The sequence below is a fragment of the Bradyrhizobium sp. USDA 223 genome (genome assembly GCF_044909005.1).
GTDB classification, from domain to species: Bacteria; Pseudomonadota; Alphaproteobacteria; order Rhizobiales; family Xanthobacteraceae; genus Bradyrhizobium; species Bradyrhizobium yuanmingense.
Genome location: NZ_JBIYDR010000001.1, coordinates 4,188,701 through 4,214,863, shown reverse-complemented (window position 1 = coordinate 4,214,863; position 26,163 = coordinate 4,188,701). Strand labels below are relative to the sequence as shown.

Here is a 26,163-nt window from a genome sequence, read left to right as displayed (position 1 = left end):
CGTTGAGTTTCGTCGAAAAGCACGGTCTCTGGTCGGCCGAACAGAAGGAGGCTGCGATCCGCATGCGGCGGATGGCGGAGGAGCAGGAGTTGCATACGATCCGGCTCTCCTTTCCGGACCAGCACGGCATCTTGCGCGGCAAGGCGCTGGTCGCTTCCGAGGCGCTCTCGTCGATCGAGAGCGGCTGCTCGATAACGACGACATTGCTCGCGAAAGATACCTCTCACCGCACGGTGTTTCCCGTATTCACCGCCGGCGGCGGGTTCGGGATGCACGAGATGCAGGGGGGAGGCGACATCTTGATGGTCGCTGATCCCACCACCTTCAAGGTTCTCCCCTGGGCATCAAAAACCGGGTGGGTGCTTTGCGACCTCTACTTCTCCGATGGACGACCCGTGCCCTTCGCCTCCAGGGGCCTGTACCAATCCGTGCTGGGGCAGCTCAAAGACCGGGGCTATGATTTCAAAGCGGGCCTCGAGGTCGAATGCCACATCTTCAGAGTCGAGAATCCCCGCCTGGCGCCTTGGGACGCCGGCAGTCCCGGCCAACCGGGCGAGCCTCCGGAGGTCAGCCTGCTTTCGCAGGGCTATCAGTACCTGACGGAGCAACGTTACGACCAGATGGAGCCTGCGCTCGAGCTGATCAGGCAAAACATCGTGGCGCTGGGCTTGCCGCTTCGGTCGATCGAGTTGGAATACGGGCCGAGCCAGTGCGAGTTCGTGTTCCAGCCCACCGTCGGCATTGAGCCGGCGGACACCATGGTGCTGTTTCGTACGGCAGTGAAGCAGATCTGCAACCGCCACGGCTATCACGCGACCTTCATGTGCCGGCCGCGGATACCGAACGTGATGTCATCGGGGTGGCACCTTCACCAATCGCTGGTCTCCCGAACAGAGGGCGTCAACGCGTTCATGACGAGCGAACCGGCCGGCCTGTCGAACCTTGGCAAGCACTATATGGCCGGGCTGCTGGAGCATGCCAGGGCATCCGCGGTCTTCTCGACGCCGACGATCAATGGCTACAAGCGCTACCGTTCCTATTCGCTGGCTCCGGATCGGGCGATCTGGGGACGCGACAACAGGGGCGTCATGATCCGCGTGCTGGGCGGTCCCGACGATAAAGCCACCCGGCTCGAAAACAGGATCGGCGAGCCGGCCGCAAACCCCTATCTTTACATGGCGTCGCAGATTCTGGCCGGCCTCAACGGCATTGATCGCCAGCTCGATCCCGGTCCGTCGGCGGACACTCCATACGAGACCAAGGCGAACCTCCTGCCGACCTCCTTGCGCGAGGCGGTGTTCGCGTTGCGCGATGACCCCTTCTTCCGCGAGGCTCTCGGAGAGAAATTCGTCGACTACTACGTTTTCATCAAGAACGCGGAAATCGAGCGCTTCCAATCGACGGTCACCGAGTGGGAGCAGCGAGAATATTTCGAAATGTTTTGAAACGGCATCACCGAAGCGGGAGAAGAGAGATATGAGCTTGAGGTTTGGACTTGTTGGTGCCGTCGCGATTGCCACTGCCTGGATGTCGCCGGCGCAGTGCGACACGATCAAGGTGGGGATCATCGGCACCATGTCCGGTCCGTATGCCTTGTTCGGCCAGAACTTCAAGTACGGCATTGACGCCTGGGTGGCCAAGCATGGATCGAAAGTCGGCGATCATCAGATCGAGTTTGTCTATCGCGACGAAGAATCGCCGAACCCCGCCAAGTCGAAATCATTGGCTCAGGAGTTGATCGTCAAGGAGAAGGTTCAGTACATCGCGGGACTGTACTTCACTCCGGACGCCCTGGCCGTCGCTCCACTTCTCGAGGAAGCGAAGGTGCCGATGATCGTCATGAACGCCGCGACGTCCGCGATCGTCGAGAAGAGCCCCTACATCGTGCGGACGTCCTTTACGATGTGGCAGAATACGGTCCCCGCGGCAAAGATCAGTTCAGCCTTCCAAGCAGTCTTCGGATGATCTTGCGCAGGTTTTCGGCGTACTCATCGACGACCTGACGCCTCTCGGCCGATGGCGGCAGCTGACGGTCGTCGTCCCCGTCCGGCGACGGAGGATCCGTCCTGGATCTCCCGCGCATGATCGAGGCGATCGGCTTTGTCACTTTCACGGGAAGTCTGACCTCTGATGCACGACGCGTGTCGTTCAGGCTAGGTGCCAGTTCCATCTGCCGCCTTCACACACGTTAAGTCACCGGAGCGGGTCGTCTGCATTGGCTTCGGGGCGCGCTAGGGGCACGAGGCGGTCGGATCGCACTTCGGGCAGCGGCCGTCGGCGGCTGCGCCGAGCTGACGGCCGAGCTCGGCCCTGAGAGCCTCCTTGTCCCATTCGGCGCCGTCGCATCTGACGATTCGCTTGGCGCGCTCGAAGGCGTGACTCTCGGCGGCGTCATCGCCGATTCGGACGATCACATCCCGATGGAACGGGCAGGCCGTCGTCGCGCGGGTCGTCTCCAGGGCATAGCGCACGACCTCGGTGAGATCGTCGGTGTCAATGTCGGCAAGCATGTCCGTTTCTCCTGATCGGCGTCCTCCCTTGTCCAGACCATGCACTGCCTTCGACGAAAACCGGCCTCGGGCTCGATGGGAGCGCCGAGGCCGAATTGTTCGCGTGGCTCTTCCATCCAGGGTCTGAACTCGTCCAGCAAACCCGCGCTGCCGATCTTCGTTCCATCGAACTCTTCGGCGGAGCCGCTCTCCGGCCTGCTCCATGTTCGCGGTCTTCTGCACTCTCCGTGAAAGCGGCGCCGGGAAGGTCTCGAAATCCAAACGTCGCTCGCTCCGGCAAAGGGGACCTCGAAAAAGCGTTCCCGATGCCGACACAAGACTATCGTCGGCGTCGCAAACATGACTTGATCCAGCTCAAAGGAGGCGGCGGTATTCGACCGAACGCTTCTCGATCGGCAACCTGCTTACGAGCGCTGCGCGATGTCTTCACCGCTGCTCGCGTCAATCTGTTCAGGACATCTGCGTAAGTATTGGCCCGCAATTTCCAGGTCGCCGCGCCGGGCCCATATCTACAGCATGGAGCGCAATGTCATCTTCAAATGCCCCCGCACGGGCATGAACGTGCAGCACTGGATTCCCGGCACAGCCTCCGACGCCGCGGACACGCACGTCCCGATCCGGTGTCCCGCTTGCGCCTCCCTGCACTTCGTGGGTGTCGCCAGCGGCAAGACCTTGAGCGAGGGCATCGGTCGGCCTCGCGCGATACCGCACCAGCCGGTCTCGGCGACCGGCTCGATCCATCGCGTCCTTGACCCCGTGAGCTCCGCCGGGCCGCGTCCGGATCGGATCTTCCAACTGGATCCTCAAGGCGCCTCAGACCCAGCCGCCATCGACGATGTAGTGCTGGGCTGTGCAGGCGGAAGCCTCGTCGGAGGCGAGGAAGACGGTGAACTTTGCAACCTCGTCCGGCATGAGCCGGCGCTTTAGGCATTGTCGCTGCTGCAGCTCGATCTCGCCGGCCGGCGTCATCCATTTCTCGAGCTGGCGCTCGGTCATGATCCAGCCCGGCGCGATCGCATTGACTCGGATGTTGTAGGGGCCGTAATCGCGCGCCAGCGAGCGCGTCAACCCGATCACGCCCGACTTGCTGGCGGTGTAGGCGGCCATGCCGCCTTGTCCTGCGATCCACGATACCGAGCCGAAATTGACGATGGCGCCGGCATTCGCCGCCTTCATGTCCGGCAACACGGCCTGCGACGCGAAGAACTGGTGCTTCAGGTTCACCGCGATGCGGTCGTCCCAATAGTCCGGCGTCATCTCCTCGGTGTTGTGCCGCTCGTCATGCGCGGCATTGTTGATCAGGATGTTGATCGGGCCATGAGCCTTGCGTGCCTCGGCGACGCCGGCACGCAGCGCGGGTATGTCGGTGAGATCGACGTGCTGAAAATGCGCAGCCAGTCCCTGCTCGAACAGCTCGCGCGCCAGGCGCTGTCCCTCGTCGATCTTGATGTCGAAGAACACGACCTTGGATTTCTGCTCCGCAAAGCGCCGCACGATCGCAGCGCCGATTCCGGCTGCGCCGCCGGTGACGAGCACGACCTTGCCGGCGAGGTCGGAATAGATCGCAGCCATTGGGCACCTCGTTTGTTGCGGCCGGCGCGGCAGGCCGCGTCGACTCTTTCGCAAACCATAGCCATTCCATTGGTGAGGTGCATAGATCAGAAATTGTGTTGCGTACCTCAAAAATTGAGGGCAGGATTGCGCCAAAGAATAAAAGACGGTCGGGAGGATGTGATGAGATTGCTCGGGATACTGGGACTCGCCGCTGCCGCATGCCTGCTTTGGGCCAGTTCCGCGTCAGCCGACACCACGGTCAAATGGCTGCACATCGAGGTCAACCCGGCCCAGGTGAAGATCTGGGAGGAGGTCGCACGCAGCTATGAGGCGTCGCACCCCGGTGTGAAGGTCGAGATGCAGTTCCTCGAGAACGAGGCCTACAAGGCCAAGCTGCCGACCATCCTGCAATCCAAGGACCGGCCGCACATCATCTATAGCTGGGCCGGCGGGGTCCTGAAGACCCAGATCGAGGCCGGCGTGCTGCAAGACATCACCGATTCCGTGAAGAGCGGCGGCTACAGCGACACGATCGCGCCGGCAGCGCTCGCGGCTTTCACCAGCAACGGCAAGGTCTATGGCCTGCCGACCGCGCTCTCGCAGGTCGGCTTCCTCTACAACAAGGATTTGATGGCCAAGGGGAATGTCGACGCGAGCAAGATCAAGACATGGGACGATCTGCTCGGCGCAGTGAAAACGCTGAGGGCCGCGGGCGTGACGCCGATCGTGGTTGGCGGTGCCGACAAATGGCCGCTGCATTTCTACTGGACGCATCTCGCAGTGCGCATCGGCGGCAAGCCGGCCTTCGATGCAGCACTGAAGGGTGAGAATGGCGGCTTCGCCGGCGAGACCTTTCAGAAATCCGGCGAGTTGTTCAAGCAGCTGGTCGATCTCCAGCCCTTCCAGAACGGCTTCCTCGGGTTCAAGAATCCGCAGGCCGTCGGCTATTTCGGCGACGGCAAGGCCGCGATGATCCTAGCCATCTCGTCCTTCTATCACACCCAGCGCGCGCTTGCCGCCGACAAGGTCGGTCTCAGCGACGACAAGCTTGGCTGGTTCGATTTTCCGGTCGTACCCGGCGGCAAGGGCGAGCCGTCGGACACGCTCGGCGGCATCACGGGCTGGCTGATCACCAAGGGCGCGCCCAAGGAAGCTACCGACTTCCTCAAGTTCTTCATCTCCAAGGACGTGCAGGCGCGGCTTGCCGCCGGCAACTTCATCGTTCCCGTCGTCAAGGGCGGCGAGGCCGGTCTGAACAGCGCCTTCATGAAGCAGATCGCGGCCAATCTGGCGAAGTCCAACTATCACCAGAACTTCTATGACCAGAGCCTCGGCCCGTCGGTCGGTCGCGTCGTCAACGACGTCACCGCGGAGATCGCCGGCGGCAGCATGAGCCCGCAGAACGCTGCGAAAGCCATCGAAGCGGCGTACAAGCAAGGTAACTGACGGTGGCGCGACGGATCGCGATCACCTCGCCGATCGGCGTTGCCGGTGAGGCGGCCCCCCAAGTCGGGATTCGTGGCGCGGTTCGTGGCCCAGGCTGGGATGGCCGCTTCACCGTCCTGATCCTGTTCCTGCCGCCCGCGCTGCTGTTGTTCACGCTGTTCGTGGTGCTGCCGATCGGCGAGGCCGCCTGGTACTCGGGCTTCAACTGGAACGGGTTCGGCAGGCCGACGAACTGGATCGGCTTCGACAATTACCGCTTCGTGCTGGAGACGCGGGCCTTCTGGCTCGCGCTGCGCAACAACGGGCTGATCATCGCCGTTTCGCTCGCCATCCAGCTGCCGCTTGCGCTGACGCTCGCCCTCATGCTGGCCGAACGCTTTCGCGGCGCCGTGGCGCTGCGCATGCTGTTCTTCATGCCCTACATCCTCGCCGAGATTGCGACCGGCCTGATCTTCAGCTTCGTCTATGACGGCGACTACGGCCTCGTCGCCTCGATCTGGCGCACCTTCGGCGCCGAGCCTCCGCATTTGCTGGCCTCGACCGACACGGCGATGCTGGCGGTGCTGATCGTCGTGGTCTGGAAGTATTTCGGCTTCCACATGATGCTGTTCATCGCGGCGCTCCAGAGCCTCGACAAGAACCTGGTCGAGGCCGCCCGTATCGACGGCGCGACGCGGACGCAGACGCTGCGCCACGTCGTGATCCCCTTGCTCTATCCGACGATCCGCCTGTCGGTGTTCTTCGCCATCATCGGATCCCTGCAGCTGTTCGATCTCGTCATGCCGCTGACGCGCGGCGGACCGGCCGATTCCTCGAATACGTTGGTGAGCTTTCTCTACAACAACGGCATCTCGCGCATGCGGGTCGGCTATGGCAGCGCCATCGGCGTCATCCTGTTCGCGATCTGCGTGACCTTTGCCTTCACCTACAAGCGATGGTTCATGCGCGATGAATAGTGCCGGGGCTAAAAGCGCATTCGATCCCGCAGCGCTGTTCAAGGCGCTGTTCCTCGGCCTGGTCGCGATCTTCGTCCTGGTGCCGCTGCTCGCGACCCTGCTCGGCGGCTTCAAGTCGCTCGGCGAGCTCCGTGTCAATCCATTCGGCCTGCCTGCACAATGGGAGTGGCAGAACTACGCCGACATCCTATTCTCGGCGCGCTACTGGCAGCTGCTGCGCAATTCGCTTGTCATCTCGACGCTGGCGGTGGCGCTGACTCTGATCACGGCTTCGATGGCCGCATTCACCTTCGCCCATGTCAGGTTCTTCGGCTCATCGATGCTGCTCAGCTATCTGACGCTGGGCCTGCTGTTTCCCGCCGCGACCGCCGTGCTGCCTCTGTTCATCAAGGTGAGGGATCTCGGCCTGCTCGATACTTATTTCGGCGTCGCGCTGCCGCAGGTGGCGTTCAGCCTCGCCATGAGCGTGCTGCTGCTACGTCGCTTCTTCAAGGACATTCCATACGAGCTGCTCGAGGCCGCGCTGGTCGACGGCTGCAGCTACATCAAGTTCTTCCGCTATGTGACGTTGCCCTTATCGCGGCCGATCCTGGCGACCGTCGGCACCATCACCTTCGTCAACAGCTGGAACGCCTACCTGCTGCCGCTGGTGATGCTGAACACCGATGCGCTGTATCCCTGGCCGCTCGGCATCATGGTCTACCAGGGCGAATACTCGTCCGAATGGCACCTGATCCTGGCCTTCATCACACTCACCATCCTGCCCACGATCATTCTGTTCCTGCTGGCCCAGAAGCACATCGTGGCCGGCCTCACCGCAGGCGCGGTCAAGGGATGAGCCGTATTCTGAGGAGATAACATGAGAAAAGTCGGCATCGGAATCATCGGTTGCGGGGTGATCAGCACCGCCTATCTCAAGGCGGCCCAGCGCTTTCCGGTCATGGAGGTCAGGGCGCTCGCCGACATGCGCAGCGAGATTGCGGAGCGCCAGGGCGCAGCCTTCGGCTTGCCGGGAATGCGGGTCGACCAATTGTTGAAGCGCGACGATGTCGAAATCGTCGTCAATCTCACGGTGCCGCTCGCCCACACCGATGTCAGCCTGGCGGTGCTGAACGCCGGCAAGCACGTCCATTCGGAGAAGCCGCTCGGCATCAATGTCGCTGAGGCGCGCAAGGTCATGGAGCTCGCCGCGCAGAAGAACCTGCGCGTCGGCTGCGCGCCCGACACGTTCCTTGGCGGCGGCCATCAGACCGCGCGCAAGCTGATCGACGACGGCGCGATCGGCACGCCCGTCGCGGGCAGCGCCTTCTTCGGCTGCCCCGGTCACGAGCGCTGGCATCCGGCGCCCGGCTTCTACTATCTGCGCGGCGGCGGGCCGATGCTCGACATGGGGCCGTATTACATCACCGATCTCGTGCAATTGCTCGGTCCGGTCGCCAGCGTGATGGGCTCGACCGCGCGCCCCAAAACCGAGCGCCTCGTCACCAGCCAGCCGATGAACGGCGCGCTGATTCCGGTCGAGGTCCCGACCCATGTCGCGGGGACGCTGGAGTTCGAGAGCGGGGCGGTCGTGTCGATCACGATGAGCTTCGACGTGCCGAAACATCGGCATGCGCCGATCGAGATCTACGGCGACAAGGGCAGCATGCTGGTGCCCGACCCGAATCGCTTCGGCGGCGAGGTGCAGGTGGCCAAAACCGGCGGCGAATGGGAGGCGATGCCGCTGACGCACGGTCACGTCGAGGGCGAGTTCCGCTCGATCGGCGTTGCCGACATGGCGTCCGCGATCCTGAACGACCGGCCGCATCGCGCCAGCGGCGCGCTCGCCCTCCACGTGCTGGAGGTGATGGAGGCGTTCCAGACTTCCGCCGACGAGGGCCGTCGCGTCAAGATCGAGAGCCGCGTCGAGCGGCCGGCGATGCTGCCGGCCGGGCGCGAAACCGGACAGATCGATTGAGGGAATGACCATGCGCAAGGCAATGATTGTATGGGGTGGTTGGCCGGGACACGATCCCGATCTCTGCGCTTCGATGATCCGCGGCTGGCTGAAGGCGGAAGGTTTCGAGGTGCGGATTGAAACGACGACGGAGGCGTTCGGCGATCCCTCGATCCATGATCTCTCGTTGATCATCCCGATCTACACGATGTCGAAGATCGAGAAGGCGGACGCGCTCAACCTCTGCGACGCGGTGCGCAGCGGCGTCGGGCTTGCCGGCCATCATGGCGGCATGTGCGATGCTTTCCGCGAATCGGTCGATTACCAATTCCTGTGCGGCGGGCAGTGGGTCGCCCATCCCGGCAACATCATCGACTACAAGGTCGACTTGACGAAGCCGGACGATCCGATCATGACGGGTCTGAAGAGCTTCGAGCATCGGTCCGAGCAATATTACATGCATGTCGATCCCGCCATCGAGGTCCTGGCAACGACGACCTTCACCGGTGAGCACGCGCCCTGGATCGACGGCGTGGTGATGCCCGTGGTGTGGAAGAAGCGCTATGGCGCGGGGAGGGTGTTCTATTCCTCGCTGGGCCACCGCGCCTACGAGCTCGACGTGCCGGAGATCCGGACGCTGATGACCCGCGGCATGCTGTGGGCCGCGCGCGAATGACTGAAGGCGCGACCCAGCCGGTGCTTCGGGCCACGCTCGAGGACGTCGCGCGCGCGGCGGGCGTTTCGCTCGCCACCGTCGATCGCGTCGTCAACCGGCGCGAGGGTGTCCGCGCCAAGACCGTCGCGCGCGTCGAGGCCGCCGTGGCAAAGCTCGGCTATCGCGCCGATCTTGCCGCGGCGCGGCTCGCCCGCGGGCAGACCTTCCGCTTCGCCTTCGTGCTGCCGATCGGCAGCAACAGCTTCATGACCAATCTCAGCGAGCAGGTCGCGCGCACCGCGGACTGGCTCGCCGGCCATCGGGGCTTCATCGACATCCACCATGTCGACGTGTTCGACCCCGATGTCCTTGCCGGTGCGCTGGAGAATCTCTCGTCGGCCTATCAGGGCGTCGCCGTCATCGCGCTCGATCATCCCCGGGTTCGCGCCGCGATCGACGAGCTCGTCGCGCGCGGGGTTGCGGTGGTCACCCTGGTATCGGATGCGCCGAGCTCGTCCCGGGTGCATTATGTCGGGATCGACAATCCGGCCGCGGGCCGCACCGCCGCCACGCTGATGGGGCGCTTCCTCGCCGGGCGCGAGGGCACCGTCGCCGTGATTGCGGGATCGTTGTCGCTGCGCGACCACACCGAACGGCAGTTCGGCTTCCACCAGATCCTGTCGAGCGAGTATGCGAACCTGTCCGCACTGCCCGTCATCGAGGGGCGCGACGACAGCGACCGCACGCGGGACCTTACTGCCGCGCTGCTCGCGCGCCACGCCGACCTCCGCGGCATCTATTGCTGCGGCGCCGGAAACCGCGGCATCGCCGATGCGCTCGAGGCCTCGGGCCGCGCGCGCGAGGTGGTCTGGATCACCCATGAGCTGACCGAGCACACTAGACGGTTCCTGGTGCGCGGCACGCTCGATGCCGTCATCAACCAGGATGCCGGCCATGAGGCGCGGTCTGCGGCGCGAGTCCTGCTCGCGCATTGTTCGGGCGAGCCGATCAGCCCCGACCAGGAGCGCATCCGCATCGACATCTTTTTGCGGGACAATCTGCCGTAGAATTATCCCTCGTACTGATCCGGCCCCATCGCCCACGACGACTCGTCGTGGCCGAAGGCATAATTGCGGTTGTTGAGCGCCGGATTGCGGTTGACCATCGGCCGCATGAACATCGGATGGGTCGCCGAGCGCACCTCGTGCTCGACCGTGAACAGCGGCTTGCCGTTGTCGAGGTCGACGATGTCGCAGAACCGGTACTGGTATTGATTGTCCTCGCGGGAGATCAGCTTGCGCGCGAGCAGCTTGCGGTAGGGACCGGAGAAGTCCGTGATGTACATCTGCACATGGTGGCCGTCATAATCGGCTTGCGGCCGGTCGGTCTCGCGAAACAACAGATGCTGGCTGCGGCCCGTCTTCACCGCGGCAACAGTGCCATCGCCGTTCCGCAGGCTCGCGGGCATGCCCATGATCTCGGGATAGAAGGCGCAGATGCCGGCCGCCGATCCCTTGGGCACGTCGAACTCGACATAGGGGATGCCGAGCGCGATCCGGCCGAACCGCGCGACGTCGGGCTCGTAGCAGCGCACGCGGTTACCCCAGGGGCAAACCGCCTCGACATGGTCGTTGCGCTCGCTGAATGCGAACGCGGTGCCCTCGAGCTTCTTCGCGACCGACGCAAGCCGCGTCAGCAGCGCCTCGCGGCCTTCGATGACGAGGCCGATGTGTCCGCGCAGCACCTGCGGGCGGCCGCTCGGGAGATGAAACTGGCTCCGGCCGGCGTTGATCCACATGTTGGTGTCGGACACCATCAGGTAGGGATCGCGGGTGAGCCCCAGCCCGGCGACGTAGAACAGCGTGGCGAGGCGCTGGTCCGGGACCTGGATGTTGACGTGCTCGAAATGGAGGGCGTTACCGAGATCTTCTGCGGATCGGTCGAATTGCTGCGGCATGGGTGTGCACTTCTCGCTGGGGACGAACCGGTGCATCTTAAAGCATAGTTTCCGGCCGTCGAATTTTTCCGCCGGGCACGTCCTGCCGGCGCGGACGACATGCCGATTGCCGTCTCGCCAGCCGCCGCTGCTTCCGCGGAGGCGCCCTGCGACAATTTTTTCTCTGCTGTGACCCTTGAACGGAATTCGACCCGTTCCTAGGTCGTTTGCCGCCCGGGGGCCGGTTCCGGACCCGGATTTTGGACATCGCTGAACCTACCCAAGGAGGATGTGCATGCATTTCCGCCCGTTGCACGACCGTGTGCTCGTGCGCCGCATCGATGCCGAGGAGAAGACCGCCGGCGGCATCATCATTCCCGACACCGCCAAGGAGAAGCCGCAGCAGGGCGAGGTCATCGCCGTGGGGCCGGGCGGGCGAAACGAGCAGGGCCAGCTCGTGCCGCTCGACGTCAAGGTCGGCGACCGGGTGCTGTTCGGCAAGTGGTCGGGCACCGAGGTCAAGATCGACGGCGAGGAGCTGTTGATCATGAAGGAAAGCGATCTTCTCGGCGTGGCCGAGCAGGCCGGCACGCTGAAGAAGGCGGCGTAACGCTGACAGTCATCGAACGGAAAGGAGTTTAACAACATGGCTGCCAAGGACGTGAAGTTCGCGACCGAGGCCCGCGAGCGCATGCTGCGGGGCGTCGACACACTGGCTAATGCGGTGAAGGTCACGCTCGGTCCAAAGGGACGCAACGTGGTTATCGAGAAATCGTTCGGCGCTCCCCGCATCACCAAGGACGGCGTCACCGTCGCCAAGGAGATCGAGCTGGAGGACAAGTTCGAGAACATGGGCGCCCAGATGGTGCGCGAAGTCGCCTCCAAGACCAGTGATCTCGCCGGAGACGGCACCACCACGGCGACCGTGCTGGCGCAGGCCATCGTCAAGGAGGGCGCCAAGGCGGTCGCTGCCGGCATGAATCCGATGGACCTCAAGCGCGGCGTCGACCTTGGCGTGGACGCGATCGTCGCCGACCTCAAGTCGCACGCCAAGAAGATCACCTCCAACGACGAGATCGCCCAGGTCGGCACCATCTCGGCCAACGGCGACACCGAGATCGGCCGTTTCCTTGCGGATGCGATGCAGAAGGTCGGCAACGAGGGCGTGATCACGGTCGAGGAAGCGAAGAGCCTGCACACCGAGCTCGAAGTGGTCGAGGGCATGCAGTTCGACCGCGGCTACATCTCGCCCTATTTCGTCACCAACGCCGAGAAGATGAAGGCCGAGCTCGAAGATCCCTATGTGCTGATCCACGAGAAGAAGCTGTCGGGCCTGCAGACCGTGCTGCCGCTGCTGGAGCAGGTCGTGCAATCCGGCAAGCCGCTCCTGATCATCGCGGAGGAGGTCGAGGGTGAGGCGCTGGCGACGCTGGTCGTCAACCGCCTGCGCGGCGGCCTGAAGGTGGCAGCCGTCAAGGCGCCGGGCTTCGGCGACCGCCGCAAGGCGATGCTGGAGGATATCGCGATCCTCACCGGCGGCACCGTGATCTCCGAAGATCTCGGCATCAAGCTCGAGAACGTCACCGTGAAGATGCTAGGCCGCGCCAAGAAGGTCGTGATCGAGAAGGAGAACACGACGATCGTCGACGGCGCCGGCGCCAAGAAGGACATCGAGGCGCGCAGCCAGCAGATCAGGGCGCAGATCGAGGAAACCACCTCGGACTACGACCGCGAGAAACTGCAGGAGCGCCTCGCCAAGCTCGCCGGCGGCGTCGCGGTGATCCGGGTTGGCGGCGCGACCGAGGTCGAGGTCAAGGAGCGCAAGGATCGCGTCGACGACGCTCTGCATGCGACCCGGGCCGCGGTCGAGGAAGGCATCCTGCCGGGCGGCGGCGTGGCACTGCTGCGCGCGCTCAAGGCGCTCGACGGCGTCAAGACCGCCAATGCCGACCAGAAGGCGGGCGTGGACATCGTGCGCCGCGCCATCCAGGTCCCGGCGCGGCAGATCGTGCAGAATGCGGGTGAGGACGGCTCCGTCGTGGTCGGCAAGCTGCTCGAGAACCAGACCTACACCTGGGGCTTCAATGCCGCGACTGGCGAGTACCAGGATCTGGTGCAGGCCGGCGTGATCGATCCTGCCAAGGTCGTCCGCACCGCCTTGCAGGATGCGGCCTCGGTGGCCTCGCTGCTCATCACGACCGAAGCGCTGGTGGCCGAGAAGCCGAAGAAGACGGAAGCGCCGAGCGCTCCCGCGATGGACTTCTGAGGACGGGCGAGCCCGGCCGAACGGCCGGGCTCGTTTGCCATGGATCTGTGACTGTGTTCTCGAACGAAAGGAGGATGAAATGATCAAGGATCGTGCTTTCTCCGCTCGCGGGGAAACCACTCGGAAAACGTTGCGGCGGCTCGCCGCCTTGGCCGTTGGGGCTGGCCTCTCGCTGGTGCCCTTTGCGGCCTTTGGCGCCGAAAGCGCCGGCCCTGCCGCCAAGACGGCGGACAGTTTCGAGCGGCTCGCCTTGCCGCCGATCCCGTACCTGGACACGATGCCGTGGTCGAGCTGGGACCGGGGCAGCCCGACCATGAAGGTGGACACATTGCTGCCGGTCCTCGGGCCATCCGGGATCCGGCTCGACCTCACGCCGCCTGATCGGGACAGGCCGGAGCCTGCCACCAGCTGATACGGGGAGCGGCCGGCGAGGCCGCTCCTCATCGTTGCAGCCACTCATCGCTCACGCGAAAGGAGGATCATCAGATGAGAGGCATTGTCCTCGCCGTCGCTTTGTTGGGCATGGCCAATGGGCTCCAGGCCAAGGAGGCCGACACGCCTCGCGCCGAGATGCGGAGCTTGGCCGAGCCCGCCCGGCAGCTTGCGACCAGTTCCGTCGGAGCGTCTCGGAGCGATCCTGAGAAGTCCGGCCAGACCGAGCGCAGGAGCCGGGAGTTTTCGCCCGAACGTCTCGTCCCCGATATCTGCAGAGGATGCTGATCGGCCTTGGCCGATCAGCATTCTTCTTCGCTCGCCTAACGCGACGTCGCAAGGCGCGCCTCATCGAGACGCGCGGACATCTTCGCCTTGATCCGCTGCAACGCGCGCTGCTCGATCTGCCGGACGCGCTCGCGCGAGATGGCGAACTTGCCGGCGAGCGCATCCAGCGTCTGCTGCGGCTCGCCGAGATATCGCGCCTCGACGATGCTGCGCTCCCGCGGTGTCAGCGCAGCGAGTGCATCGGCGAGGGCAGCCTTGGTGCGTTCACGGTCGGCCGCGTCCAGCAGCAGGCTCTCCGGATCGGGAGAGGGATCCACCAGCCGGTCCTGCCATTGGTCGCCTTCCGCCTCGACGCTGATCGGCGCGTTGAGTGAGATGTCGCCGCGCAGCCGGCCGTTCATCTCGGCGACGTCGGCTTCCCTCACGTCGAGATGTTTGGCGATAGTTGTCAGCTGATCCGTCCGGAGATCGCCATCCTCCGCGACCCCAAGTCTGCTCTTCAGCTTGCGCAGGTTGAAGAACAGCTTCTTCTGCGCAGCAGTGGTGCCCAGCTTGACGAGCGACCATGATCGCAGGATGTATTCCTGAACCGAGGCCTTGATCCACCAGGAGGCGTAGGTCGCAAGCCGGAAGCCTTTCTCGGGATCGAACCGCTTGACGGCCAGCATCAGCCCGACATTGGCCTCCGAGATGAGGTCGGCGATGGCGAGGCCATAGCGGCGATATTGCAGCGCGATCCTGGCTGCGAGCCGCAAATGGCTCGTCACCAGCCGATAGGCGGCGTCACGATCGCCGCAATCGCGCAATCGCCGCGCATATTCGGCTTCCTCCGATGCCTCGAGCAGCGGAAAGCGATGGATCTCCTTGAGATAGCGGGATAGCCCGCTTTCCCCGTGAAGGGCAGGAAGTGAGGCAACCAACATCGCGCCCTCCCTCACGAGCACCGTTCGCCCCGATCAGGGGCGCCTTGCCGATCCAAGCGATAATCTGAGTGAAGCGCCGAGAGCGGCGCGGTCCGAGCGCAGTCAGGTTTCATGGCCAAATCCTCGTTAGAGCAAGATGGTTGGACCACCGCGAACCTGATCCGCTGAGCCCGATCATGGCACCCAGACGCCTCAGGCCGGTGGGCGCCACTAGAATTTGGAGATGGCCGGAATGTTCCAGCGTGAACGGTCGTGACGGAAATTGCGATTGCCGTATGCCTTTGCCGCTGCAGACAGGCTCTTGAAACGCGGAGCCTTCATTCCAATCTGGTCCACGCAGGCGCCGATGAGGCTGCACGCATGCTTGGTTCGTGGGATGGATGACTATCGTGATCTCGTGAGCGCAGCTCTTGCGCTGTTCTGCGCCGGCTTGATGTTGGTGGCCGGCCATCTCCTGATCGAATGGCACGCCAGAAGCACCGATCCCGGCATCGGGATCGAGGCGCCGAAGCGCGAGGGCGCGCCCGCGCCGCTCATCTCGAACGGTTCGCCGCCGGACAGGCGGATGATCGAGCTTCCCGCCGAGATCAGGCGCAAGCGCGCCGCGTGAGTGGCCCTAGATCGCCCGCAGCCCTTCCTTGGGCATCTCCCGGATCAGCACATCGATGTCGCTCTGCTCCAGCGTTTCCTTCTCGAGCAGCTTCTTTGCGGCGCGGTCCAGGATCGGCCGCCGCGTGGTCAGGATGCCCTGGGTGCGCTGGAACACCTGGTCGACGATGGTTTTCACCTCGTGGTCGACCGCGGCGGCGGTCTCCTCGGCATAGTCGCGCTCGCGCGTCGGATAGGGGCGGTCAGGGCCGGCCAGGAAGTTGCCGGGATCACGCTCATAGGCGACGCTGCCCAGACGCTCCGACATGCCGTAACGCGTCACCATGCTGCGGGCGATGTCGGTGACGCGGCGCAGATCGTCCGCCGCACCGGTCGACAGGTGCCCGAACACGATCAGCTCCGCGGCGCGGCCGCCGAGCAGCACCGCCATCTTGTTCTCCAGCTCCTCCTTGGTCATCAGGAAGCGGTCCTCGATCGGCCGCTGGATGGTGTAGCCGAGCGCGCCGACGCCGCGCGGGATGATCGAGACCTTGTGCACGGGATCGGTCCCCGGCAGTGAGAGCGCGACGAGCGCGTGCCCCATCTCGTGATAGGCGACGATCTCGCGTTCCCTGGGGTTGAGCAGGCGGTTGCGCTTTTCCAGCCCGGCGACCATGCGCTCGACCGCATTGTTGAAATCGCTCATGGTCACCGCTTCGGCGGCGCGGCGCGTCGCCAGCAGCGCGGCTTCGTTGACGAGATTGGCGAGGTCGGCCCCGGTGAAACCAGGGGTCAGCGCGGCAACGGCGTCTGCGTCGACATTGTCGGCGAGGCGCACCTTCTTCATGTGCACCTTGAGGATCTCGATGCGGCCCTTCTTGTCGGGGCGGTCGACCAGCACCTGGCGGTCAAAGCGGCCGGCGCGGAGCAGGGCGGGGTCGAGGATTTCGGGCCGGTTGGTGGCGGCGAGGATGACGAGCCCGGAGCGCGAATCGAAGCCGTCGAGCTCGACCAGCAGCTGGTTGAGCGTCTGCTCCTTCTCGTCATGGCCGCCCGCGAACGGGCCGATGCCGCGGGCGCGGCCCAGTGCATCGAGCTCGTCGATGAAGATGATCGCCGGCGCCTTGTCGTGCGCCTGCTGGAACAGGTCCCGCACCCGCGCGGCGCCCACGCCGACGAACATCTCGACGAACTCCGAGCCGGAGATCGAGAAGAACGGCACTCTCGCCTCGCCGGCCACGGCCTTGGCGAGCAAGGTCTTGCCCGTGCCTGGCGGGCCCACCAGCAGCACGCCTTTCGGCATGCGGCCGCCGAGGCGACCATAGTCGGTCGGGTTCTTCAGGAAATCGACAACCTCGCGCAGCTCGTCCTTGGCCTCGTCCACGCCGGCGACGTCGGCAAACGTGACGCCGGTGTTGGATTCAACGTAGACCTTGGCCTTGCTCTTGCCGATCGCCATCAGCCCGCCGCCGATCCCGCCGCCCTCGGCCATGCGGCGGCCGATGTACCACCAGACGCCGAAGAACAGCAGAACCGGCATGACCCAGGACAACAGGTCGCGCAGAAACGTGCTCTCGATCTGCCCGGTGAAGCGGACGCTGTGCTTCTCCAGTTCCTGGGCGACGTCCTGGTCGACGCGCGTGGTGACGAATTGCTTCTGGCCGCCGGACAGCGGCTCCTTCAGCGTGCCCTGCAAGGTGCGGTCGGAGATGCCGACCGCCTCGACTTTCCCCTGCCGCAGCAATTGCTGATATTCGCTGTAGGGGATCACCGCGATCTGGTTCGCCGCCGAGATCAGATACTGAATCAGGAAGACCGCGAAAATTGCGGCGATGGCGTATCCGATATTGAAACGGGCATTCTTGTTCATGGGGAGGCCAGATCCGATCGTGTTACGCGGGCCGGGCTAACGTCGAGGCGCATTTTGGCGCGCTCGCTCGGGCCCGGTGCGCCTCCGGACCTGCATCTTAGCGACAGAACTTCTCCTGCTGCCATCGGTTCCAGTCATCCCAAACGCGGGCTCGGCAGCGCCGTACGCAGGCGATCGAGATGCCGGGCAGCGATAAGGCCCGGTTGCAGGCCGGGCCTTTGCATCAGCTCACCAGGGATACCAGTAAGGATATGCCGCCGGATAATACCGGACGGTCCGGTAATAGCGGGGGCCATAATAGTATCGCGGCGGACCATAGACCGGCGCATAATAGACCGGAGGTGCGGCCGCGGCGGCCAGCGCTCCGGTGAACAGGCCGAGCGCGATGGCCGGACCGATGCCTGGACCGCCCCAATGATGATGATGGCCCCGCCAATGGGCCGAGGCCGGCGCAACGGTTCCGATGAGGAGCGTTGCTGCCGCGGCGATTGCAAGAGCAAGCTTTCTCATGTGACTTCCCTCGACTTATGCCCGCGCAAGCGGGCTTCTCAATCCTTTGCATGAGTTTCGTCTCGCCAAACACGGGGCCCGGCTGCATTCGAACTTAGGATCGGCCGTGACGACTTCAAGTCTCGTGCTGCGGCTCCGACGTTTGGTCGCGGCGCGCAGGGGCGTCACTCGCGGAGGAGAGAGGCGTTGGCCGCCATCGTCACTGCCGGGTGTGCCGTCCAATTCCGCCGGTCGAAATGTCCGCGGCTCATTCCTGGGCCAGCATGGATGTCGTGCCTTGCGGTGACAGCCGGCCGCTGTAATTTGAGCAAAACATCAAAGGAAGGAATCCATGGGAGGAGTCTTGGAGGGCGTGCGCGTGCTCGATTTCGGGCGCTATATCGCCGGGCCCTATTGCGCCACCTTGCTGGCCGAGTTCGGGGCCGAGGTCATCCGCGTCGAGAAGCGCGACGGCAGCGAGGACCGGTTCGTCGCGCCGGTGGGTGAAGGCGGCGAGGGCGCGCTGTTCCTCCAGATCAATCGCAACAAGAAGGGCATCACGCTCGATCCGATGAAGGCGGAAGGCCAGGAGGTGATGCGCCGCCTGATCGCGACCGCGGACGTCGTGGTCGCCAACCTGCCGCCGCAGACCCTGCGCGCGATGAAGCTCGATTACGACTCGCTGAAGGCGATCAAGCCGGACATCATCCTGACCACGGCGACCGCGTTCGGCGGGCCGGGCCCGTGGTCCGACCGCGTCGGTTTCGACGGCGTCGGCCAGGTGATGTCGGGCTCGGTGTACATGACGGGCGCGGGCGATCCGCCGTACCGCGCCGCGGTGAACTGGGTCGATTTCGGCACCGCGCTGCACTGCGCCTTCGGCACGCTCGCCGCGCTGATCGAGCGCGGCAAGTCCGGGCGGGGGCAGATCGTCGAGGGCGCGCTGCTCGCAACCGCTCTGTCCTTCACCAATGCCACGCTGATCGAGCAGGCTGTCATTAACGTCAACCGCGTGCCGACGGGCAATCTCGGCCAGACCGCCGCGCCCGCCGACATCTACCGCACCAAGGACGGCTGGGTGCTGTGCCAGGTCACCGGCCATCCGCTGTTCAAGCGCTGGGCGCGGCTGATGGGTGAGGAAGATGTGTGGCTGAACGATCCGCGCTTTGCCGACGACATCAGCCGCGGCAACAACGGCCCGCTCATCAGCGAGCGGATGGCGCGCTGGTGCGCCGAGCGGACCACGCAGGAGGCCGTCGATACGCTCGGCCAGGCGATGATCCCGACCGGCCCTGTGCTCTCGCCGCAGCAGGCACTGGATCATCCGCACATCCGCGCCGCCGGCTTCATGCAGGATGTCGACTATCCCGGCCTGCCGAAGCAGGCACCGGTTGCCCGCGCCGCGGTGCGGCTGTCGGAAACGCCGGGCGAGATCGCGCACCGCCCGCCGACCCTCGGCGAGCACACCGACCGCGTCCTCGCCGACCTCGGCTATGGTGCGGACGAGATCGCGGCGCTCCGGCAGAGCGGCGTCATCTAGCGGCATATCATTCGGTTCCGCAGACTGCCGTGCTTCACCTCTCCCCGACGGGGAGAGGTCGGATTGCTAGGACGCGCAATTGCGCGGCGTAGCAATCCGGGTGAGGGGCCCGCGGCATTCAGAGAGACCTTGACCCCTCACCCGGACCGCATCTTCGATGCGCTCCGACCTCTCCCTTCGGGAGAGGTGAACCAAGCCCTGCGCGTCACAGCAATTGCTTCAGCGCCTTGGCATCGGCGGGCGCTGCGCTCTTCTGGTCGTTGTCGAAATAGACATAGACGTCGCAGCCCTGCCGCTTCCACGACTTGATGCGCTTGGCCCATTGCGCCAGCGTGGGTTTGGTATAGTGCCCGTGATAGCGCCCGCTTGGCCCGTGTCCGCGCACATAGACAAAATCCGCCGTACGCTTCCACGGCGCGGGCGCGTCGTGATGATCGGACAGGCACAGCGAGATGTTCTCCTCAGCCAGCATGCGCAGGATGCGCGGCTGATACCAGCTCGGATGGCGGAATTCGAAACTGTAACGCCGCTTTCGTGACAGCAGCTTGCAGAACGAGGCGAGCCGGTCCGCATTCGCCTCGAATTGCGGCGGCAGCTGGAACAGGATCGGGCCGGCCTTGCCGCCGAGCCTGGAGATGCGGTCCTCCAGCAGCTCGAGGCTGTTGACGGAGCGCTCCGACAGGCGCTTCCAGTGCGTGATGAACTTGGACGCCTTCCAGGCGAACACGAAATCGCGGCCGGTCTGCTCCCGCCATCCCTTCACCGCCTCCGGCGTCGGCGTGCGGTAGAACACCCCGTTCAGCTCCGTGGTGTCGAACTGCCCGGCATAATAGCTGAGCTGCTGCTTCAGCGTCACGCCCTCGGGGAAGAACGGGCCGCGCCAGGAGGCGTAATGCCAGCCCGAAGTTCCGATCAGAACGCGCGCCATGTTTCACGTACCATTCGTTGCCATTTGCCGGAGGGAACGTCCGTGTGGCCGATACGTTTCTCGTGAGCATCAACGGTGAGGACCGGAACCGATGTACGCGCTGTTCGAAGGCAACAAGCAGATCGGCAATCCCTTTCCGACCGAGAAGGAAGTGTGGGAAGCCGCCTTGATCGAAGGCCTCGTCACCGACGTCCCCGTTGCCGACGAGGAGGGTGGCCACATTCTGCCCGCCGGCTATCACGTCGAGCGCGTGGACGAGACATTCGCGCCGCGCCCGGACTGGAAGCTGCCGCGCGAAATCTCGTGATGCTGATCTCTCGTGGTCGGGGACTGGCGCGGCTCGTTCACCTCTCCCGCTTGCGGGAGAGGTCGCGCCGAAGGCGCGGGTGAGGGCTTTCTCCTCTAGGGGATTGTCCCATCGCGGAAACACCCTCTCCCCAACCCTCTCCCGCAAGCGGGAGAGGGAGCGCACCGTCCCCGTTGCGGCGATCAAGCCTCATGGCATGGCGCTTTAATTCGACGCCAGCGCCGCCTTGGCGACTTCGGCCATCCAGCGTGAGGCCACGGGCAGGATCGCGTCGTTGAAGTCGTAGCGCGGGCCGTGCAGCTCGGCGCCCTCGCGCAACTCGCCATTGCCGATCCAGACGAAGGCGCCGGGCCGCTGCTGCAGATAATGGGCAAAATCCTCGCCGGCCATGCTCGGCGCGAGATCGCGCCGCACCGGCGCCTGCACCTTCTCCGCTGCGATGCGCGCGAGGTCGGCCTCGTCGGGCGTGTTGATCACGACGCCAACCCCCCAGACGATCTCGGGCGTGACCTTGACGCCGAAGCTGGTCGCAATTCCGGCGCAGGTGCGCGTGATGCCGTCGAGGATGACGTCCTTGACCGCCTCGCGGTGATAGCGCAGCGTGCCGCGGATGGTGACGCGTCCGGCGATCTGGTTCGGCGCGGTGCCGCCTTCGATCGTGCACAGCGACAGCACGGCGGTGTCGAGCGGATCGACGCCGCGCGAGGTGACCGATTGCAGCGCGACGATGAGGTGCCCGGCCGCCACCACGGGATCGCGAGTCAGATGCGGCATGCCGGCGTGCCCGGCGTGGCCCTCGATAGTGATGGAGATGCGCCCGCCGGAGGCCATCACGACGCCGTCGTGCACGGCGATGGTGCCGGCGGCAAGGCCCGGCCAGTTGTGGAAGCCGAAGATCCGCTCCATCGGAAAGCGATCGAACAAGCCGGCCGCGACCATCGCCCGCGAGCCGCCAAAGCCTTCCTCGGCCGGCTGGAAGATGAAATCGACCGTGCCGCTCCAATCGGTATCAGTGGCGAGCAGCGCTGCGGCGCCCAGCAGCGCGGCGGTATGGCCGTCATGGCCGCACGCATGCATCACGCCGGACGTCGTCGAAGCGTAGGGCAGGCCGGTGTCCTCGGTGATCGGCAGCGCATCCATGTCGGCGCGCAGGCCAACCCGCCTCTGCGCGTGGCCGCGCCTCAAGGTTGCGACGATGCCGTGGCCGCCGATGCCAGCCTCGAAGGGAATGCCGAGCTCGGTGAGCTTCTCCTGCACGAACGCAGAGGTCTCTTTCTCCTGGAGCGACAGCTCCGGGTGGGCGTGGAGGTGCCGGCGCCACGCGGTCAGTTTCTGGTGCAGTTCGGGGGACAAGGCAGGGATCTTTCGCGAGGAGGATCGACTTGAGTCAGCATAGCCGATTATTGGACCGCTGCATCAAGCGCCAGCAAATGGCTCGCGTGCAAAGCACGCCGCTCTTTCCCCGTCATTCCGGGTTCGCGACTTCGTCGCGCCCCGGAATGACGAGCATGGGTGTTATGCCAGCTTCGCCAGCCCCTTCCAATCAAACCCGATCCCGTGCCCGTGCCTGTCCGGCGCCAGCGCCAGCCCGTCCTTCAGCACCAGCGGATGCTCGATATACTTGTCGAGCCCGAATCCGTGCGCCTCCAGATAGGATCGGTTCGGGCAGGCCGCGAGCAGATGCACGGTGATGTCATGCGCGCCATGGCTGGTGACGGGCAGGTTGAACGCTTCCGCCAGCCGCGAGATCTTCATGAACGCGCTGACGCCGCCGCAATTGGTGACGTCGGGCTCGGGATAGGACACCGCGCCACTGGCGATGTAGTTCTTGAACTCCCACAGTGAGCGCAGATTCTCGCCCGTCGCGATCGGCACGCCGCCCGCCTGCATGATGCGCACATGGCCCGCGACGTCGTCGGGGATGATCGGCTCCTCGAGCCAGGTGAGGTCGAAAGGAACGAAAGCGCGCGCGGCGCGAATCGCCTCCTCGACCGTCCATTTCATGTTGGCGTCGGCCATCAACGGAAAGCCGTCGCCGAGATGTTGCCGCATCGCGGAGATGCGCGCGACATCGGACTTGAGGTCGGGCCGGCCGACCTTCATCTTGATGGCGCGAAATCCCTTGGCGAGGTTGCCGTCGGTCTGCTTCAGCAGCGCATCGACGGAGAGATCGAGATCGATGCCGCCGGCATAGCACGGCACGTGCGCATCGAAGCCGCCGAGCAGGCGGTACAGCGGCAGCTTGGCGCGCCGCGCCTTCAGATCCCACAGCGCGATGTCGAGTGCCGAGAGCGCCAGCACCGCCGGCCCGCCGCGCCCGCCATAATGCAGCCCCCACCAGACATGATGCCAGATCGCCTCGGTATCCTCGGCCTCGCGCCCTTCGACCAGCGGCGGGATCTCGCGCTTGAGAATGTCGGCCACAGCCCCGCCGTTGCGCCCGACCGTATAGGTGTAGCCGACCCCTTCGGCACCGTCGGCATCGCGGATGCGGCAGGTGATCAGCTCGAACGCCGTCATGTCGCCATGCGTGGAGTCCGACAGCGTGATGGGGAGGGGAATCCGGTAGAGCCCGGTCTCGATGTGTGCGATGCGCGGCATGTGGCCTCCCTGTTTTTTTGTTCTTCGTAGGGTGGGTTAGCTAGCGGCTGCGCGAAGCGCAAACGCTGGCGTAACCCACCTCTTCTGTCACCGCGGATACGAACAGTGGTGGGTTACGCCCCGCGGTTTGCACTACGCGCAATCCGCGGAGCTAACCCACCCTACGATCTACCGCATCGTCGCGAGTTGCACCGCCAGCGCGCAGGCGCGGTCGTATTCGTCGAGATTGATCCATTCGTCGACCGTGTGCGCCTCGTTCTGGCCGGCGCCGAATGTTACGGTCGGAACGCCGTGGCGGACCATCCAGTTGGCGTCCAGGCCGCCATTGGCGGCGCGCACGTTCGCCGTTCCGCCCACGGCAGACACCGCCTCGATCGCGCGTTTGACCACCGGCAGATTCTCCTTCATGCGGAACGGATAATAGTCGGTCTCGGCCTTGAACTTGACCTTGCCGGACTTGCCTTGCGCGTTGGTGACCTTCTTGGCCGCTTTCTCGAACGCGGCCTTGTAGGCCTTGGTGATCTCCTTGAAGAACTTGCCGTCATGGCTGCGGCTCTCGCCGCGCACATGCACGTAGTCGGTGACGACGTTGGTGGCATCGCCCGCGGGGCGGCCTTCGCCACCGGTGACAGGGCCGACATTGCTGGTGCCTTGCCTCTTGCCCTTCACCACCTTGCCGAACCAGCCGCCGGCCTTCACCTCCGCAAGCGCCAGCGCCATGATCATGGTCGAGGAGATGCCGCGCTCCGGTGCGACGCCGGCATGCGAGGCGCGGCCGAAGATCTCGACCGTCCAGCGGTCGGCGCCGACCGCCCCGATCACGACATTGGAGGCCGAGCCGCCGTCATAATTGAACGCCATCACCGGCTTCCCGAGCTCGTCGAGCTTGACGTGCCGCGCGCCATAGAGCCCGCTCTCCTCGCGCACGCAGAACAGAAGCGTGATCGGCGGATGATCGAGCTTCTGCTTTTCGAGCTCGGCGGCCAGCGTCACCAGCACGCCGCAGCCGCAGCGATTGTCGCCGCCGAGCGCGGTCCTGGCGTCGTTGACGATCTTGCGCCCCGTCAACTTTGGCTTGGCACCGGCGCACAGCGGCACGGTGTCCATGTGGGTCATGAACATGATCCGCGGCTGGTTGTGCAGCGCGCCGCGGCCGGGCAGGTCGACGATGAGGTTGCCGGTCTCGGTCGGCACCGGAATCCGCGTATTGGCGTCGTCGAGCCGGATCGCCTCCGCCGGCACACCGCTCTCCTTCAGCGCAGCCGTGAGCTCCCGCCCGATCGCCGCCTCCTGCCCGGTGACGCCCTCCACGGCGAGGAAGCGCATGAGACGATCGGTGGCGGCTTTGGTGTCGACAGGCATGGACTCGAATTCCCTTGATGCGGATGGCGGCGCAGCATCTCCTGCGCTTCCGCATTTCGCAAGGGGCTCAGACGCGCTGCGTGTAGATCAAGAAGATCAGCACGCCGAGCGCCAGCGCCGCCGCCATGAACAGCAGCACTGCCGGCAGCCCCGCGAGCGCGGCCACCGCGCCGGTGACGGATTGCATCAGCGCAGTGCCGAGAAAGAAGGCGAGATTGACGGCCGCAAGCGCCTTGCCGGCGACCTGCGCATCGACCAGTTGCCTGGACATGCCGAACAGCAGCGGCTGCGCCGACGTGAAGAGCCCGATGAGCACGAACAATGCCAGATCGTAGGACGGCGGCATGACGTTCACGCCGAACAGCCATGCAACGGCAAAGTGCGGCGCTCCCAGCGCCATCAGCGCGAGCAGCAGCGCCGCGATCGCATGCGTTCCGGCGACCAGCTCGCGGCGGCGGCCGAGCCTGCGGTCGATCATGCCGACCAGCAGCGGGCCTGCGATCATCGCCAGCGTGAACGCGCCGAGCTGGTTGCCGGCCTCGATCCGCGTCAGGCCCTTGATCTCCATCAGCCAGGGCCCGCCCCAGAGGCCGCGCAGCACCAGCGTGCTCGCCAGCGACACCATCGCCAGCGCGATCACGCCGCGCAGCGGCCGCGACAGGCCGAGCCTGACCACATCGATCATCTGCGACAGCGGCGAGGAATCGTCCTTGTGCTCGGCCGCCTGGTGCGGCACCAGCGCGAACACCGCGAGCGCCACCACGACGCCGCCGATCGCGGAGATCCAGAACCCCGCGCGCCAGCCGTAAGTGTCGATCACAAAGGCGAGCGGGCTCGCCGACAGCAGCATGCCGATATTGCCGATCGAGAGGATGGCACCCGACCACAATCCGAACCGCTCCGCCGACAATTGCTTGGCTGCGAGCGTCATCGGGCACATCAGCATGCCCGAAGTCGCGACGCCGAGCAGCAGCTGCCCGACGGCGAAGCTCTCGGGTCCCGTCGCAAACCCCGAGGCCATCGCGCCGAACACGGTTCCCGCCAGCAGGGCGAGCGACACCGGCCGCACGCCGAACCGGTCCATCGCCGCCCCGACCGGGATCTGCGAGGCCGCAAAGGCGAAGTGGTAGACCGACGTGAGGCTCGCCAGCGCCTGCGACTCGATGTGGAAATCCGCCGCCATCAGGTCGAGGCTGACGGCCGGAATGGTGCGCAGCAAGGTCGACAGCATGTGGCCGCAGGCGAGCGCGATCAGCGCGAAGATCAGCGCGCGGGTGGCGGTGCCCGCGTCGTCGGCGGCGGTGGTCATGAGCGTCCCGTCCCGAGAAGGTTTTGGGGTGGGTTACATGATCGACGGGGTGGGTGCCAATGGCGGCAGCGCGCCCCCCTCATGCCGGAATGTGACCTCGGACTGGTACTCGAGCTATCGAGCAATGCCATTGCCGAGAGCTAGCTGCATTGCAACGCACCACTTTCGAGACGGCGCTCACCCCGGTACGGAGTCATGGCGTTGCGCCCCGGGGATGAAGTGTTGTGGGCGTCTCCGCGGTGCGCGCGACGGTTGCATCATCTTCGC

24 protein-coding genes and 1 pseudogene are annotated in these 26,163 nt (G+C 65.1%); 14 read left to right on the top strand and 11 right to left on the bottom strand.

Going from position 1 to position 26,163, the window contains the following annotated elements; translation table 11 throughout:
* Positions 1-2: 2 nt before the first annotated feature.
* A complete protein-coding gene (locus tag ABIA40_RS19440) occupies positions 3-1,445 on the top strand; it encodes a glutamine synthetase family protein (protein WP_271542363.1) in 1,443 nt (480 codons plus the stop codon).
* Positions 1,446-1,527: 82 nt separating this feature from the next.
* A pseudogene (locus tag ABIA40_RS19435) lies at positions 1,528-1,938 on the top strand (ABC transporter substrate-binding protein); the annotation flags it as partial.
* A 293-nt stretch (positions 1,939-2,231) separates the two neighbouring features.
* Here ABIA40_RS19435 and ABIA40_RS19430 read toward each other — a convergent pair.
* Positions 2,232-2,510 (bottom strand): hypothetical protein, encoded by a 279-nt coding sequence (locus tag ABIA40_RS19430; protein WP_271542360.1) that lies wholly within the window; start codon positions 2,508-2,510, stop codon positions 2,232-2,234.
* 813 nt (positions 2,511-3,323) lie between these two features.
* Complete coding sequence (locus ABIA40_RS19425; RefSeq protein WP_404542891.1) at positions 3,324-4,082, bottom strand: SDR family NAD(P)-dependent oxidoreductase; 759 nt, start codon at positions 4,080-4,082, stop codon at positions 3,324-3,326.
* Between the two features lie 162 nt (positions 4,083-4,244).
* Here ABIA40_RS19425 and ABIA40_RS19420 point away from each other — a divergent pair, with 162 nt between their 5' ends.
* From ABIA40_RS19420 to ABIA40_RS19395, 6 genes are read left to right on the top strand one after another with little or no spacing between them, the layout of a single operon-like run.
* A complete protein-coding gene (locus tag ABIA40_RS19420; RefSeq protein WP_404542889.1) occupies positions 4,245-5,510 on the top strand; it encodes an extracellular solute-binding protein in 1,266 nt (421 codons plus the stop codon).
* A 2-nt stretch (positions 5,511-5,512) separates the two neighbouring features.
* On the top strand, positions 5,513-6,466 hold the full coding sequence (locus ABIA40_RS19415; protein ID WP_271542354.1) for a carbohydrate ABC transporter permease: 954 nt from the start codon (positions 5,513-5,515) through the stop codon (positions 6,464-6,466).
* On the top strand, positions 6,459-7,304 hold the full coding sequence (locus ABIA40_RS19410; protein ID WP_404542886.1) for a carbohydrate ABC transporter permease: 846 nt from the start codon (positions 6,459-6,461) through the stop codon (positions 7,302-7,304). The genes ABIA40_RS19415 and ABIA40_RS19410 overlap by 8 nt, the downstream gene beginning before the upstream one ends.
* Positions 7,305-7,325: 21 nt before the next feature.
* Positions 7,326-8,423 (top strand): Gfo/Idh/MocA family protein, encoded by a 1,098-nt coding sequence (locus ABIA40_RS19405; protein WP_404542884.1) that lies wholly within the window; start codon positions 7,326-7,328, stop codon positions 8,421-8,423.
* Between the two features lie 10 nt (positions 8,424-8,433).
* Complete coding sequence (locus ABIA40_RS19400; RefSeq protein ID WP_404542882.1) at positions 8,434-9,078, top strand: ThuA domain-containing protein; 645 nt, start codon at positions 8,434-8,436, stop codon at positions 9,076-9,078.
* Entirely contained in the window at positions 9,075-10,124 is a 1,050-nt protein-coding gene (locus ABIA40_RS19395) for a LacI family DNA-binding transcriptional regulator (protein ID WP_271542347.1), read from the top strand. Before ABIA40_RS19400 ends, ABIA40_RS19395 begins: the two co-directional genes overlap by 4 nt.
* A 2-nt stretch (positions 10,125-10,126) precedes the next feature.
* On the opposite strand, the gene ABIA40_RS19390 is transcribed toward ABIA40_RS19395, so the two are convergent.
* A complete protein-coding gene (locus tag ABIA40_RS19390) occupies positions 10,127-11,014 on the bottom strand; it encodes a VOC family protein (protein ID WP_404542880.1) in 888 nt (295 codons plus the stop codon).
* Positions 11,015-11,288: 274 nt separating this feature from the next.
* Here ABIA40_RS19390 and groES point away from each other — a divergent pair, with 274 nt between their 5' ends.
* The 3 genes from groES to ABIA40_RS19375 all read left to right on the top strand — a co-directional run bounded on the left by groES (position 11,289) and on the right by ABIA40_RS19375 (position 13,671).
* Positions 11,289-11,603: a co-chaperone GroES gene (gene groES, locus ABIA40_RS19385; protein WP_036020204.1), complete on the top strand. Its 315-nt coding sequence runs from the start codon at positions 11,289-11,291 to the stop codon at positions 11,601-11,603.
* Positions 11,604-11,639: 36 nt separating this feature from the next.
* Complete coding sequence (gene groL, locus ABIA40_RS19380; RefSeq protein WP_128262511.1) at positions 11,640-13,259, top strand: chaperonin GroEL; 1,620 nt, start codon at positions 11,640-11,642, stop codon at positions 13,257-13,259.
* 79 nt (positions 13,260-13,338) lie between these two features.
* Positions 13,339-13,671 carry a hypothetical protein gene (locus ABIA40_RS19375; RefSeq protein ID WP_404542877.1) on the top strand — a complete coding sequence of 111 codons (333 nt, stop codon included), beginning with the start codon at positions 13,339-13,341 and terminating at the stop codon, positions 13,669-13,671.
* 343 nt (positions 13,672-14,014) lie between these two features.
* On the opposite strand, the gene rpoH is transcribed toward ABIA40_RS19375, so the two are convergent.
* Positions 14,015-14,902, bottom strand: coding sequence for an RNA polymerase sigma factor RpoH (gene rpoH / locus ABIA40_RS19370; RefSeq protein WP_404542875.1), 888 nt, complete (start codon positions 14,900-14,902; stop codon positions 14,015-14,017).
* Positions 14,903-15,278: 376 nt separating this feature from the next.
* Here rpoH and ABIA40_RS19365 point away from each other — a divergent pair, with 376 nt between their 5' ends.
* Entirely contained in the window at positions 15,279-15,512 is a 234-nt protein-coding gene (locus ABIA40_RS19365; RefSeq protein ID WP_128262508.1) for a hypothetical protein, read from the top strand.
* A 6-nt stretch (positions 15,513-15,518) separates the two neighbouring features.
* On the opposite strand, the gene ftsH is transcribed toward ABIA40_RS19365, so the two are convergent.
* A complete protein-coding gene (gene ftsH / locus ABIA40_RS19360; RefSeq protein WP_404542872.1) occupies positions 15,519-17,360 on the bottom strand; it encodes an ATP-dependent zinc metalloprotease FtsH in 1,842 nt (613 codons plus the stop codon).
* A 228-nt stretch (positions 17,361-17,588) separates the two neighbouring features.
* Positions 17,589-17,870 carry a hypothetical protein gene (locus ABIA40_RS19355; protein ID WP_036002069.1) on the bottom strand — a complete coding sequence of 94 codons (282 nt, stop codon included), beginning with the start codon at positions 17,868-17,870 and terminating at the stop codon, positions 17,589-17,591.
* A 331-nt stretch (positions 17,871-18,201) separates the two neighbouring features.
* Here ABIA40_RS19355 and ABIA40_RS19350 point away from each other — a divergent pair, with 331 nt between their 5' ends.
* Complete coding sequence (locus tag ABIA40_RS19350) at positions 18,202-19,389, top strand: CaiB/BaiF CoA transferase family protein (protein ID WP_404542869.1); 1,188 nt, start codon at positions 18,202-18,204, stop codon at positions 19,387-19,389.
* 205 nt (positions 19,390-19,594) lie between these two features.
* Here ABIA40_RS19350 and ABIA40_RS19345 read toward each other — a convergent pair whose 3' ends face one another.
* Complete coding sequence (locus ABIA40_RS19345) at positions 19,595-20,317, bottom strand: DUF72 domain-containing protein (protein WP_404542867.1); 723 nt, start codon at positions 20,315-20,317, stop codon at positions 19,595-19,597.
* 91 nt (positions 20,318-20,408) lie between these two features.
* Between ABIA40_RS19345 and ABIA40_RS19340 the strand changes: the two genes are divergently transcribed.
* Positions 20,409-20,624: a hypothetical protein gene (locus ABIA40_RS19340; RefSeq protein ID WP_109144595.1), complete on the top strand. Its 216-nt coding sequence runs from the start codon at positions 20,409-20,411 to the stop codon at positions 20,622-20,624.
* A 204-nt stretch (positions 20,625-20,828) separates the two neighbouring features.
* On the opposite strand, the gene ABIA40_RS19335 is transcribed toward ABIA40_RS19340, so the two are convergent.
* From ABIA40_RS19335 to ABIA40_RS19320, 4 genes are all read right to left on the bottom strand, one after another.
* Positions 20,829-21,977: an amidohydrolase gene (locus tag ABIA40_RS19335; protein WP_404542864.1), complete on the bottom strand. Its 1,149-nt coding sequence runs from the start codon at positions 21,975-21,977 to the stop codon at positions 20,829-20,831.
* Between the two features lie 162 nt (positions 21,978-22,139).
* The gene (locus ABIA40_RS19330; RefSeq protein ID WP_404542862.1) at positions 22,140-23,225 is read right to left on the bottom strand and encodes a mandelate racemase/muconate lactonizing enzyme family protein; all 1,086 of its coding nucleotides are present in this window, start codon (positions 23,223-23,225) and stop codon (positions 22,140-22,142) included.
* Between the two features lie 168 nt (positions 23,226-23,393).
* Positions 23,394-24,587 carry a M20/M25/M40 family metallo-hydrolase gene (locus tag ABIA40_RS19325; protein WP_271542323.1) on the bottom strand — a complete coding sequence of 398 codons (1,194 nt, stop codon included), beginning with the start codon at positions 24,585-24,587 and terminating at the stop codon, positions 23,394-23,396.
* Between the two features lie 67 nt (positions 24,588-24,654).
* Positions 24,655-25,896: an MFS transporter gene (locus ABIA40_RS19320; RefSeq protein WP_404542860.1), complete on the bottom strand. Its 1,242-nt coding sequence runs from the start codon at positions 25,894-25,896 to the stop codon at positions 24,655-24,657.
* Positions 25,897-26,163 lie beyond the last annotated feature (267 nt).

Excerpts from the sequence above, each read along its gene's own strand:
- ABIA40_RS19330 (WP_404542862.1), bottom strand. The coding sequence starts at position 23,225 with ATGCCGCGCATCGCACACATCGAGACCGGGCTCTACCGGATTCCCCTC.
- ABIA40_RS19355 (WP_036002069.1), bottom strand. The coding sequence starts at position 17,870 with ATGAGAAAGCTTGCTCTTGCAATCGCCGCGGCAGCAACGCTCCTCATC.
- ABIA40_RS19395 (WP_271542347.1), top strand. The coding sequence starts at position 9,075 with ATGACTGAAGGCGCGACCCAGCCGGTGCTTCGGGCCACGCTCGAGGAC.
- ABIA40_RS19350 (WP_404542869.1), top strand. The coding sequence starts at position 18,202 with ATGGGAGGAGTCTTGGAGGGCGTGCGCGTGCTCGATTTCGGGCGCTAT.
- ftsH (WP_404542872.1), bottom strand. The coding sequence starts at position 17,360 with ATGAACAAGAATGCCCGTTTCAATATCGGATACGCCATCGCCGCAATT.
- rpoH (WP_404542875.1), bottom strand. The coding sequence starts at position 14,902 with ATGTTGGTTGCCTCACTTCCTGCCCTTCACGGGGAAAGCGGGCTATCC.
- ABIA40_RS19375 (WP_404542877.1), top strand. The coding sequence starts at position 13,339 with ATGATCAAGGATCGTGCTTTCTCCGCTCGCGGGGAAACCACTCGGAAA.
- ABIA40_RS19365 (WP_128262508.1), top strand. The coding sequence starts at position 15,279 with ATGGATGACTATCGTGATCTCGTGAGCGCAGCTCTTGCGCTGTTCTGC.
- ABIA40_RS19325 (WP_271542323.1), bottom strand. The coding sequence starts at position 24,587 with ATGCCTGTCGACACCAAAGCCGCCACCGATCGTCTCATGCGCTTCCTC.
- ABIA40_RS19390 (WP_404542880.1), bottom strand. The coding sequence starts at position 11,014 with ATGCCGCAGCAATTCGACCGATCCGCAGAAGATCTCGGTAACGCCCTC.
- ABIA40_RS19425 (WP_404542891.1), bottom strand. The coding sequence starts at position 4,082 with ATGGCTGCGATCTATTCCGACCTCGCCGGCAAGGTCGTGCTCGTCACC.
- ABIA40_RS19345 (WP_404542867.1), bottom strand. The coding sequence starts at position 20,317 with ATGGCGCGCGTTCTGATCGGAACTTCGGGCTGGCATTACGCCTCCTGG.
- ABIA40_RS19420 (WP_404542889.1), top strand. The coding sequence starts at position 4,245 with ATGAGATTGCTCGGGATACTGGGACTCGCCGCTGCCGCATGCCTGCTT.
- groES (WP_036020204.1), top strand. The coding sequence starts at position 11,289 with ATGCATTTCCGCCCGTTGCACGACCGTGTGCTCGTGCGCCGCATCGAT.
- ABIA40_RS19410 (WP_404542886.1), top strand. The coding sequence starts at position 6,459 with ATGAATAGTGCCGGGGCTAAAAGCGCATTCGATCCCGCAGCGCTGTTC.
- groL (WP_128262511.1), top strand. The coding sequence starts at position 11,640 with ATGGCTGCCAAGGACGTGAAGTTCGCGACCGAGGCCCGCGAGCGCATG.
- ABIA40_RS19430 (WP_271542360.1), bottom strand. The coding sequence starts at position 2,510 with ATGCTTGCCGACATTGACACCGACGATCTCACCGAGGTCGTGCGCTAT.
- ABIA40_RS19340 (WP_109144595.1), top strand. The coding sequence starts at position 20,409 with ATGTACGCGCTGTTCGAAGGCAACAAGCAGATCGGCAATCCCTTTCCG.
- ABIA40_RS19320 (WP_404542860.1), bottom strand. The coding sequence starts at position 25,896 with ATGACCACCGCCGCCGACGACGCGGGCACCGCCACCCGCGCGCTGATC.
- ABIA40_RS19400 (WP_404542882.1), top strand. The coding sequence starts at position 8,434 with ATGCGCAAGGCAATGATTGTATGGGGTGGTTGGCCGGGACACGATCCC.
- ABIA40_RS19405 (WP_404542884.1), top strand. The coding sequence starts at position 7,326 with ATGAGAAAAGTCGGCATCGGAATCATCGGTTGCGGGGTGATCAGCACC.